The organism is Longimicrobium sp. (genome assembly GCF_048594345.1).
In the GTDB taxonomy this organism is placed as follows: Bacteria; Gemmatimonadota; Gemmatimonadetes; order Longimicrobiales; family Longimicrobiaceae; genus Longimicrobium.
Genome location: NZ_JBMDXM010000158.1, coordinates 1 through 10,531, shown reverse-complemented (window position 1 = coordinate 10,531; position 10,531 = coordinate 1). Strand labels below are relative to the sequence as shown.

General features: G+C 68.0%; 8 protein-coding genes. 4 read left to right on the top strand and 4 right to left on the bottom strand.

Translation table 11 applies throughout. The annotated features are described in order from the left end of the window. The first annotated feature begins 749 nt into the window (after nt 1-749). Nucleotides 750-2,258 carry a nitronate monooxygenase gene (locus tag ACOJUJ_RS17540; RefSeq protein ID WP_420128203.1) on the top strand — a complete coding sequence of 503 codons (1,509 nt, stop codon included), beginning with the start codon at nt 750-752 and terminating at the stop codon, nt 2,256-2,258. A 128-nt stretch (nt 2,259-2,386) separates the two neighbouring features. Here ACOJUJ_RS17540 and ACOJUJ_RS17535 read toward each other — a convergent pair whose 3' ends face one another. The 4 genes from ACOJUJ_RS17535 to ACOJUJ_RS17520 all read right to left on the bottom strand — a co-directional run bounded on the left by ACOJUJ_RS17535 (nt 2,387) and on the right by ACOJUJ_RS17520 (nt 6,316). Beyond that, nucleotides 2,387-2,842, bottom strand: coding sequence for a hypothetical protein (locus tag ACOJUJ_RS17535; RefSeq protein WP_420128202.1), 456 nt, complete (start codon nt 2,840-2,842; stop codon nt 2,387-2,389). A gap of 116 nt (nt 2,843-2,958) precedes the next feature. Next, a complete protein-coding gene (gene lpdA / locus ACOJUJ_RS17530; protein WP_420128201.1) occupies nt 2,959-4,410 on the bottom strand; it encodes a dihydrolipoyl dehydrogenase in 1,452 nt (483 codons plus the stop codon). A gap of 73 nt (nt 4,411-4,483) precedes the next feature. Then, nucleotides 4,484-5,077 carry a TetR family transcriptional regulator C-terminal domain-containing protein gene (locus tag ACOJUJ_RS17525; protein WP_420128200.1) on the bottom strand — a complete coding sequence of 198 codons (594 nt, stop codon included), beginning with the start codon at nt 5,075-5,077 and terminating at the stop codon, nt 4,484-4,486. A 309-nt stretch (nt 5,078-5,386) separates the two neighbouring features. Further along, nucleotides 5,387-6,316 (bottom strand): bifunctional helix-turn-helix transcriptional regulator/GNAT family N-acetyltransferase, encoded by a 930-nt coding sequence (locus ACOJUJ_RS17520; RefSeq protein WP_420128199.1) that lies wholly within the window; start codon nt 6,314-6,316, stop codon nt 5,387-5,389. A gap of 213 nt (nt 6,317-6,529) precedes the next feature. Between ACOJUJ_RS17520 and ACOJUJ_RS17515 the strand changes: the two genes are divergently transcribed. The 3 genes from ACOJUJ_RS17515 (at nt 6,530) to ACOJUJ_RS17505 (ending at nt 10,261) form a co-directional block, all read left to right on the top strand. Next, nucleotides 6,530-8,530, top strand: a complete 2,001-nt coding sequence (locus tag ACOJUJ_RS17515; RefSeq protein ID WP_420128198.1) for a hypothetical protein — start codon at nt 6,530-6,532, stop codon at nt 8,528-8,530. Between the two features lie 240 nt (nt 8,531-8,770). Further along, complete coding sequence (locus ACOJUJ_RS17510; RefSeq protein ID WP_420128197.1) at nt 8,771-9,511, top strand: cytochrome c biogenesis CcdA family protein; 741 nt, start codon at nt 8,771-8,773, stop codon at nt 9,509-9,511. Between the two features lie 93 nt (nt 9,512-9,604). After that, nucleotides 9,605-10,261, top strand: coding sequence for a response regulator (locus ACOJUJ_RS17505; RefSeq protein WP_420128196.1), 657 nt, complete (start codon nt 9,605-9,607; stop codon nt 10,259-10,261). The last annotated feature ends 270 nt before the right edge of the window (nt 10,262-10,531 follow it).

The window sequence follows — 10,531 nt, the reverse complement described above, 5'->3', positions numbered from 1 at the left end:
GGGGATCGGCGACAGGAATCGAACTGGCGTCCGACGGGGTGCCCCTCCCCCGGCCCCTCCCCGTTCGTTCCTCACGGAGAGGGGAGAACGGATCCCGCTTCGACAGGGTGCGTCGCACCTCCCTCCCCCACGCAGTTGTGGGGGAGGGCCGGGGAGGGGGGCGGCCCACCATCCCGCACCACTCCACCCGGAGCACTCCGCAGCCCTGCCCCACACCCAACCTCCCCCAGGGGTTTTTGAGGGAGGTGCGAGCCTGAGCGAGCGGAGGGGGCGCTGCCCTCGCGCCCAATCTTCCGAAGCTCACCACGCCCTGCTTTATAACAACCTCCCCCGGCAGTTTCGGGGGAGGTGGGCCGGTGGTGCCGGCCCGGAGGGGCCTGCTCCGGACCGTCAGGAGCGCCCTCCGTTCGCCGTGCCGGTGAGACAGGAAATGGTATATGGTGCGCGCCGCGTCCGATGTTTCCTTTCGCTTCGGGCAGCGTTCCGTTAGTGTGCAGCTCCTCCATCAAACGCGTAAGTCGCGTACGCCCAACGCACAAACGGGGTGCCGGGGTGTACGCTCAAGAAACCCCTCTGTGACTGGCCCAAGTTCTGCGGGGCTTGCGCTTGCGGTGAATCCGGCTCATCTTTAACGAGCCCAAACCCGCTAACTTGTTGATCCGCAACCAGTTGGCCTGAACAGACCAGGTCCCCGAGAGTACCGGGGCGGCCGTGCGCGGCCGTAACGCAACCCTATCTTCCGTAGCCACATGCCTGCAGCAACCGTCACGCACCCGCTCATCATCCAGGGCGGCATGGGCGTCGGAGTCAGCAACTGGGTGCTCGCCAAGGCCGTGTCGCTGCGTGGGCAGATGGGCGTGGTGTCGGGCACCTGCGTGGACTCTCTGCTGGTGCGGCGGCTGCAGGACGGCGACCTGGGCGGCGACGTGCGCCGGGCGATGGCGGCGTTTCCGTTCCCGGACGTCTCGGGCGACGTGCTGATGAAGTACTTTCGCCCCGAGGGCCGCGCCCCGGGCGAGCCGTACAAGGAAATCCCCATGTACCGCCAGGTGGTCACGCGGGTGCGCGAGCAGCTCACCGTGCTGGCCTCGTTCGTGGAGGTGTGGCTGGCCAAGGAAGGGCACGACGGCGTGGTGGGCATCAACCTGCTCACCAAGGTGCAGATGCCCAACCTGGCCACCCTGTATGGCGCCATGCTGGCCGGGGTGGACTACGTGCTGATGGGCGCCGGCATCCCCAAGGAGATCCCCGGCGTGCTGGACCGGTTTGCCGCGCACGAGCCGGCGCAGATCAAGTTCGAAGTGGAGGGGATGGGCGCCGATACGGCGTACCTGAGCTTTGACCCGCGCGTGCACTCCGAAACGGCGCCGGTGGCGGTCAAGCGGCCGTACTTTCTGCCCATCATCGCCAGCAACTCGCTGGCGACCATGCTTACGCGCAAGGCCACGGGGCGCGTGGACGGCTTCATCATCGAGGCGCCCACGGCCGGCGGCCACAACGCGCCCCCGCGCGGCGAGATCGTCCTGAACGAGCGCGGCGAGCCGCAGTACGGCGAGCGCGACGTGGTGGACCTTGAAAAGATGAAGGACCACGGGCTTCCCTTCTGGCTGGCCGGCAGCGCCGGCAGTCCCGAGGCCCTGGCCGAGGCGCTGGACGCCGGCGCCGCGGGGATCCAGGTGGGCACCCTGTTCGCCTACACCGAAGAATCGGGGATCAGCGCCGAGCTCAAGCGCGACGTGATTCGCCAGGCGCAGGAAGACCGCATCGACGTGCTGACGGACGGCCGCGCGTCGCCCACGGGCTTTCCGTTCAAGGTGGTGCAGATTGGCGGGACGATGTCGGACCCCGCGATGTACGGCAAGCGCGAGCGCGTGTGCGACCTGGGCTACCTGCGCGAGGCGTACCGGCGCCCCGACGGCCGCATCGACTACCGCTGCGCGGCCGAGCCGGTGGACACGTACGTCAAAAAGGGCGGCACCGCCGAGAACACCGCGGGGCGCAAGTGCCTGTGCAACGCGCTGTTCGCCACCATCGGGCAGCCGCAGGTGCGCAAGAGCGGCCTTCCCGAGGAGGCGCCGCTCATCACCAGCGGCGACGCGCTCAAGAACATCCGCCGCTTCATCGGCTCCGACCGCGCCGGCTACACGGCCGGCGAGGTGATCGACTACCTGCTGAGCGGGCTCAAGCGCATTGTCCCCAGCCGCATGCCCAGCATGTCGCAGCCCGCGCCTCGCATCCAGTCCACTCCGGCGCGGTAGGAACGGCGGGCCGCCGGCGGCACAACGGGCCTCGTGGATTCGTCCACGAGGCCCGTTTTTGGTGTCAGCAAACCGCGGCGGGCACATTCTGCCCGCCCTCCACGGCGGCGCCCGCGTTGCCCACGGTATCACTCCGGCGGAACGCGCACCAGCCGCCGTCCGTCCAACCGCAGAATGAACTGACCACGGCCGCTGGGACAGCATCGGCCATCCCCTTCGCGGTACTCGTAGGTGCTCGCCCGAATGGTACGCCCCGCCACGGTGACGGAGTCCAGCGTTCCGCGCGTCTCGTCCGGCTCCTGAACCAGGGGTGCGCGGCCGTTCGCCAGCAGAACGTACAGCGTGCTTCCCCAGTTGTTGCCACCGCCAGCACCTTCCCAGCCGATCACGAGCACGGCATCCGCCCTGCGGTCGCCGTCCAGATCGCCGCGGGCCGCCACTGAACACTCTACCGCCTGCGTGTCCAGCTCGCCCTTGAGACGCGTGACTTCGCGCTGCGCCCGCGGGTCGCCGCAATTCTGCGCCGCGGCCTGCGCGGGAGCCAGCGCAACGAGCAGAAACGGTACGATGAGGAGGATGCGCATCGCGTTGCCCTCTTGATTCCAGGTCACGGTTCGGGCGGCGTGGTTTGCAACGTTCACGCCGGGCCCGTCCAGCCCCACGTTGCCGATGGATCGACCGGGTCCGCCTCCATCGGTGGCTACGCCGCCATCGCGCGTTGCGGCTTTTCCGCGGCCTGCGGCTTCGGCTTGCGGTTGGCGATGTGGATGGCTTCGCCGATGGCGTGCTTGAAGGCCTCCATCACCCCCTCCGAGAGCGTGGGATGCGGGTGGATGGTGAGCGCCACGTCTTCCGCGGCGGCCACCATCTCCAGCGCCAGCGCCGCCTCGCCGATCAGCTCGCTCGCCTCGGGCCCGGCGATGCCGACGCCCAGCAGCCGCTCGCCGTCCGCCACCACCTTCACCAGCCCCTCGTTCTCGCCCAGGGCCAGCGCGCGGCCACTGGCGCTGAAGGGGAAGCGGCCGATCTTCACGTCGTGCCCCGCGGCGCGCGCTTCGGCCTCCGTCATGCCGACGACGGCGATCTCGGGGTCGGTAAAGATGGCGGCGGGGAGCGCGTACCAGTCGCGGCTCACCCGGTGGCCGGCGATGACCTCGGCGGCGATCTCGGCCTCCTTGAAGGCCTTGTGCGCCAGGTACGGCCCGCCCGTCACGTCACCCACGGCGTAGACGCCAGGGAAGGAGGTGCGGTACTGGCGGTCGACGGCCACGTGCCCGCGGTCGTCCAGCCGCACGCCGGCCGCTTCCAAGCCCAGCCCGTCCGTGATCGGCCGAAAGCCGACGGAGATCAGGATCTTCTCCGCCTCGATCGTCTTTTCCGCGCCCGCGTGCTGCACGGCGAGCGCGACCCCGTCGCCGCGCGGCGCCCAGCTTTGGGCGCGGGCGCCGGTCAGCACCTGGCCGCCGCGCGCCTTGAAGCGGCGCTCCACCACGCGCACCAGGTCGGGATCGGTGCCCGGGAGCAGCTGATCGGCGACCTCGACGACGGTCACGCGCGTGCCCAGGCGCTGGTACATCATCCCCAGCTCCATCCCGATCACCCCGCCGCCGACGATGGCCAGCGACCGCGGCACCGCCGTCAGATCCACCGCCTCGCGTGCGGTGAGAATGCGCTCGCCATCCGGCTGGAAGCCGGGGAGGCTGGACACGCGCGCGCCGGTGGCGATCACGACCGCCCTGCGCGCCGTGACGCGGCGCGTGGATCCGTCCACGGCGGTGATCTCCACCGCGTTGGGACCGACCAGTCGCGCGGTGCCTTCCGCGATCTCGCCACCGTTGCCGCGGATGAGGGTGGCCACGCTGCCGGTAAGCCTCTGGACGATGCCGGCCTTCCACTGCTGCGTGGCGGCGAAGTCGATGGTGGGCTCGGCGGCGCGGATGCCCATCACGCCGGCGTGGCGCATCTTCTCCATCATGTCCGCGGCGGAGATGAGCGCCTTGGAGGGGATGCACCCCCAGTTCAGGCACACGCCGCCCACGTTCTCCTTTTCCACCACCAGCGTCCGCACGCCCAGCTGCCCCAGGCGGATGGCGGCCGTGTAACCCCCCGGCCCGCCGCCAATCACGATGGCGTCGTATTCGCTCGCGTTCATCCTCACCTCCGGCTTTGGTGTGCGACCGATCGGTCGCATCATGATCAAATAAAAAGAGAGGGATGGCGCCCGGTCAGGCGCGCACCCTCTCGTCCAGGTACCGTCGCATGGCGTCGGCCGCGCGACGCAGGTGCACGCCGTCGTCGTAGAGCCGCGAGAGCGCCACGCCGCCCTCCAAGGTGCTGATCATCAGCGTCGCCAGCTCGTCGCCGTCCACGTCGTCGCGCACTTCGTTGCGCGGGATGCCCTTGCGCACGGTCTGGCGGATGAGGGTGCGCAGGCCGTCCATGGCGGCGCGGGCACGGGCGCGCATGGCGGGGTTGCCGTCGTCGCTTTCAATGGCGGCGTTGAGCATGGGGCAGCCGCCCGGCACCGGGGGGTCGTCGTGCAGCCGCGCGAACACGTCGATCACGCCGTTCAGCCGGTCGATGGCGTTCTCGCGCCCGGCCAGCGTGGCGCCAAAGCGCCCGCCCATCTGCGCGATGGCGTAGTCGAACGCCTCCAGCGCCAGCGCCTCCTTGCTTTCAAAGTGGCGGTAGATGCCGCCCTTCTGCAGCCCCGTGGCCTGCATGATGTCGGACATGGACGCGCCGGCGAACCCCTGCTGGTTGAACAGCGCCGCCGCCTGCCGGATGATGTTTTCGCGCGTCTGCTCTCCGCTTCGCATCGCCTGCTCCCGTTGATCGTCAGAGACCGAACGGTCCCAAAATGGTGGGGCGGGCATGTGGCGTCAAGGATGTTGTGAGAGATCGGCAGGAATGCGGGTTCTGCGAAACGATCGAACTGCGTCCGCGGGGTGCTCCTCCCCCGGCCCCTCCCCGTTCGTTCCTCACGGAGAGGGGAGAAGTCGATCCCGCTGCGACGCGCTTTCTGCCGTTCCCCCTCCCCTACGCAGTTTGTGGGGGAGGGTCGGGGAGGGGGGCGGCCTACCATCCCGCGTTTGAGTCTGGCTACGCGAGCGGTTGAGGGCTCCGGGTCACAACTCCAGTTCCCAGGTTTCCGCCGTGAGGTCCGGGCCGAAGCTGTTGTGCACCTCGGTGTGCACCAGGCGAAAGCCCCTGGCCTGGTAGATCCGCCGCGCGGAGAGCAGGACGGAGTTGGTCCACAGGCTCAGCGTGCGGTACCCGGCGCCGCGGCTGAACCGGATGCATTCGTCCACCAGCCGCGCGCCGATGCCCAGGCCGCGGGCGCTGGGGTCCACGATCAGCAGGCGCAGCTTGGCGACCTCATCCGTGCCACGCATCACGAACACGCAGCCGACGTTCTCGCCGTTGCGCTCGGCGATCCAGCAGCGCTCGCGCGCCGGGTCAAAGCTGCGCACGTAGCCGCCGATGACGTCCGCGATCAGCCCCTCGAAGCGCACGTCCCAGCCGAACTCGCGGTCGTACAGCTCGCCGTGAATCTGCACCACCCAGCCCAGGTCGCCGGCGCGCGGCGGGCGCAGGACGTACGGCTCCGCGGGCTGCGGCGCGGCGCCCAGCACGCGTTCCACCGTGCCCATCGCCCGCACCAGCCGGTCCTGCTCCACGCCGGGGAGCGCGTCGAGCATGGCGCCCACGTCGCGCCGGGCGGCGGCGTCCAGCTGCGCAAAGGCGGCGCGGCCGGTGTCGGTGAGGGAGAGGCGGGTCTGGCGCGCGTCGCTTTCGGAGGGGCGGCGGTCGATAAAGCCGCGCTCCTGAAAGCCACGCAGAATGCGGCTGAGGTAGCCCGCGTCCAGCCCCAGCTCCTGCCCCAGCTCCGTGGCGGTGGCCATCCGGCGCTGCGCCAGCTCGTAGACCACGCGCGCTTCGGTGAGGGAGAACGGCGTATCCAGGTGCCCCTCGCCCAGCGCGCCGATCTGCCGCGTGTAGAAGCGGTTGAACCGCCGCACCGCATCGACGGTCCCATCCGTGTCACTACTGCTCATCAAACCCTCTCAATCCGGGAACAATCTCAACTTACCGTCTACAAATCAACGAAAAATGGTTGACGAGGTCAAGTTATTATCTGTGGGCTGATGAGACGTGACGTGATTTCTCATCAGCGCGCCCATCTATCGACGTGCTTGCCTGTCATGCACCCGGCGCACATCCTTGTCGCCTGCATAGATCGGAGAATCGTTCACATGGAAGGTACAACTATGGCCATCACGCATCCGCAACCGTATCGCGCACTGATCCTGCTTCTTTTCCTCTGCAGTCTCGCGACGGCTCTCATTCCCGCGCCCGCAATGGCGCAGCAGCAGCCGGTGCAGATTGCCACCTCGCTCAAGAACGACACTTCGCCTGCCATAAGCCAGCTCGTGGCGGAGCTGCTCCCCAAGGACACCACTGAGCAAACCGTACGGCGTCCCCGGTTGAACCCGTTGCGAGTGGGTAGACGTCCGATTCACCGGGATCCAGTCGTACAGGACGAAGAGGGACCCCGTTCTCCCCTCATGGTTACGCGGAACTTCATCGGGCTGGGAGAGGAGTTCGCGGGGCCGCATGGGGTGTTTTCTCTTGAGCTCGCCCCGCCCGACCCGACCGGAGCTGCGGGACTGACCCAGTACGTTCAGGCGACGAACTCCGCACTTGCCATCTTCGAAAAGAATTTCGGCACTCCCGTGTACGGCCCCGTTCCCCTTCGATCGGTCTGGAAGGGGTTCGGAACCGCCTGCGAGCACTACAACGATGGCGACCCCATCGTGGAATATGATCAAATGGAGCACCGCTGGATCATCTCTCAATTCCAGGTGTCCGCTGATTACTACTCGCAATGCGTGGCCGTATCGGAGACTTCGGACGCGACTGGGCGCTACTATCGGTACGAGTTCGCCGCTCCCGCCATGAACGATTATCCCAAGCTGGGAATTTGGCCGGATGCGTACTACGTGTCCTACAACATGTATTATGGGCCGCCGGACGGAGCGAGAGTGTGCGCGTGGGAGCGAGCCCGGATGCTCAGGGGAGAACCTGCGCGGGAGATCTGCGCACAGCTTTCGGACCGCGTCTGGAGCCTGCTGCCGTCGGACCTAGATGGCAGCACCCTTCCGCCCATCGGCTCTCCCAATTACGTGCTCGGGCTGCAGAACTTCGGATCGTTGCAGATGTGGCACTTCAAGGTGGACTGGAATACGCCGTCGGCATCCCTCTTCGGGCTTGGAGAAAGCCACCGCCCAAACCGTACTATTGCCGTGGCGCCATTCAGGGACGCGTGTGCGAGCCAAGCATGCATCCCTCAGAAGGACACCCCAGAGGTGCTCGAATCTGTCGGCGAGCGCTTGATGTATAGGCTGGCCTACCGCCGCTTCCAGTCGCACGAAGCCCTCGTCGTAACCCATTCAGTTGAGGGTGAGACCGCACCGTCGGCATTGCGCTGGTACGAGATCAGAAATCCGGGCGGAACGCCGCAGGTCCATCAGCAGGGAACGTATTCTCCAGACGCGACGTCGCGCTGGATGGGTAGTGTTGCCATGGACGCCGCGGGGAACATCCTGATCGGATACAATGCCTCCGGCACTGGCATGTACCCAGGGTTGCGCGTGGCCGGGCGTACACCGCGAGATCCGGTCAACGTCTTGGGCACGGAGACGGTCGTGGTCGAAGGCACGGGAGCGCAGGTTAGGAACTCGCGGTGGGGCGATTACAGTGAGATGAGCATCGATCCCGTGGACGACTGCACCTTCTGGTACACGGGATCGTACGTGGGCACCACGGGCAAGATTGGATGGAAGACCCAGGTCGCCGCGTTCCGGTTTCCCGACTGCGTGAGCACCGATCCGGAAGCAGCCCCAGAGCCGCCGGCAAACGAGGCCGGGGTGACCAATCCGGTTCCGGAACAGGAGATCTGGGGAGGCGAGGGAATCCGGTTGATCGTCAGAGAGACTGAGATTGACGTGATTCTTCCTTGCGCCCACGGGAAGATCAATGGGCACCTCCCAGGCAGCGGGCACTTCGAGCTTCCCGGCACCTATGTCGCGGAGCGAGGCGGACCCGTGCGCGTGGACAGTTCCCCTCGTCCCGTCGCTGCAGCCTACACCGGTGAGCACGACGGAGCATCGATGAGCCTGTGCATCCGTGTACCGCCGGACACGGTGCTTGGCGCCTATCAGCTGACGCGCAACCAGATGACTCGCATCGCCAGGTGCTTGAGCGCCTGACCTTCTCCCAGGGATGCGGGCCGAGTTGGCGCGGCCTGCTCGTCCGCGGCGGCGGTGTGCGGATCGATGGCCTGACCGGCATCGGGTCGTCGTGGGGAGAGGAGGTCGTGCCGCTCTGCGCCGCATCCGGCGTGGGGGAGAGCGCCCGGTGCGGGCGGGCGGATTGCCCGATGCGGTGGAATACGGCATCTTGTTATGCTTGCGTACGTTCCGCCGGTCCGCGTCCTGAACCCTATCCGCATGGAATCCCAGTCCCTCGGCCTGTTCGTCGCGTTTTCCGCCGGGCTGCTCAGCTTTCTGTCGCCCTGCGTGCTTCCGCTGGTGCCCAGTTACGCCACGTTCATCACCGGGATGAGCCTGGACGAGCTGCAGCAGACGGAGGAGCGCAAGGCGAAGCGCGCGGTAATGGTGCACGGCCTTCTGTTCGTGGCGGGGTTCACCGCGGTGTTCATGGTGCTGGGCGCGTCGGCCACGTTCCTGGGCAGCCTGATGCACTACGCCAGCCGCTGGGTGGAACGCGTGGGCGGCGTACTGCTGATCGGGTTTGGCCTGTACCTGCTGGGGCTGCTGCGGCTTCCCGGCGCGGGCCGCGAGTGGCGGATGCACCTGGCGGAAAAGCCCGTGGGTTACCTGGGCACGGTGCTCGTGGGCGTCACCTTTGGAGCGGGGTGGACGCCGTGCATCGGGCCGGTGCTGGGTGGCATCCTCACGCTGGCCGCCGCGCGCGGGACGATGGCTGAGGGGATGGGGCTGCTGGCGATGTACTCGGCCGGCCTGGCGATCCCGTTTCTGCTCAGCACCGTGCTGATAGGGCGATTCATGGGCGCGTTTGGGCGGATGCGGCGCTGGCTGCCGTGGATCAACCGCATCAGCGGCGCCATGCTGGTGATCCTGGGGCTGCTGATGCTCACGGGCGAGTTCAGCCGGCTGGCGGCGATGATGGCGGGATGGACGCCGGAGTGGCTGTCGTCGCGGATCTGACGCGCGCGCAACCGCTTGCATCTTTCGCCGCCGCGGGGCAGATTCGGTCCCCGCGGCGGCGCTTTTTTCGTCATCATCCCACCCCTGGCAACCATGCCCCAACAGATCCGCATCCTGCTGGTGGACGACCACGCCGTGCTGCGCGCCGGCCTGCGCGCGCTGCTGGAGGCGGAGCCCGGGTTTCTGGTGGTCGGCGAGGCGGGAACGGGCGAAGAGGCGGTGATGAAGGTGCCGCAGCTGCGCCCCGACGTGGTGGTGATGGACCTGTCGATGCCCGGGATGGGCGGGCTTGAAGCCGTGCGCCAGATCGCGGCGCTGGGCACCACGGCGCGCGTGCTTGTGCTGACCATGCACGGCGAGGAAGAGCACCTGCTCCCCGTGCTGGAGGCGGGCGGCAGCGGCTACGTGAACAAGACCAGCGCCGATGAGGAGCTGATCGAGGCGATCAAGACGGTAGCCTCGGGCGACGTGTTTCTGTACCCCAGCGGCGCCAAGCTGCTGCTTCGCGGCCTTAAGCAGAAGGCCGAGCCGGGGGAAGAGGACCCGCTGGAAAAGCTGACGGATCGAGAGCGCGAGGTGCTGGGGTTCACGGTGGAGGGGTTCAGCAGCAGCGAGATCGGCAAGAAGCTGTTCATCAGCCCCAAGACGGTGGATACGTACCGTGCGCGGATCATGGAAAAGCTGAACCTGCACCACCGCAGCGAGCTGGTGCGTTTCGCGCTGCGCCGGGGGCTGCTCAAGGCGGAGTAGGCCTCACCCCGGCTCGTTCCTCGCCTGCCCCTCTCCCGCAAACTGCGCGGGAGAGGGGATAAACGGCACAGGCGGTGGGGTGTTAGGTCGGGTGCGGGGTGGGATGGTGGGCCGGGGGCCCCCCCCGCCCCCCCCCCCCCACACCCCCGGGGGGGGGGTGCCCGCGGCGCGCGGGCCCCCGGGGGGGCCCCCCCCCCCCCCCCCCCCCTGTTGGGGGGGCGGCCCGGGGGGGGGGCGCGGCCCACCATCCCACCCCGCACCCGACCTAAC

Bases quoted from the DNA above. Each gene is read 5' to 3' on its own strand.
- ACOJUJ_RS17540 (WP_420128203.1), top strand. From the start codon at position 750: ATGCCTGCAGCAACCGTCACGCACCCGCTCATCATCCAGGGCGGCATG.
- ACOJUJ_RS17525 (WP_420128200.1), bottom strand. From the start codon at position 5,077: ATGCGAAGCGGAGAGCAGACGCGCGAAAACATCATCCGGCAGGCGGCG.
- lpdA (WP_420128201.1), bottom strand. From the start codon at position 4,410: ATGAACGCGAGCGAATACGACGCCATCGTGATTGGCGGCGGGCCGGGG.
- ACOJUJ_RS17520 (WP_420128199.1), bottom strand. From the start codon at position 6,316: ATGAGCAGTAGTGACACGGATGGGACCGTCGATGCGGTGCGGCGGTTC.
- ACOJUJ_RS17510 (WP_420128197.1), top strand. From the start codon at position 8,771: ATGGAATCCCAGTCCCTCGGCCTGTTCGTCGCGTTTTCCGCCGGGCTG.
- ACOJUJ_RS17535 (WP_420128202.1), bottom strand. From the start codon at position 2,842: ATGCGCATCCTCCTCATCGTACCGTTTCTGCTCGTTGCGCTGGCTCCC.
- ACOJUJ_RS17515 (WP_420128198.1), top strand. From the start codon at position 6,530: ATGGCCATCACGCATCCGCAACCGTATCGCGCACTGATCCTGCTTCTT.
- ACOJUJ_RS17505 (WP_420128196.1), top strand. From the start codon at position 9,605: ATGCCCCAACAGATCCGCATCCTGCTGGTGGACGACCACGCCGTGCTG.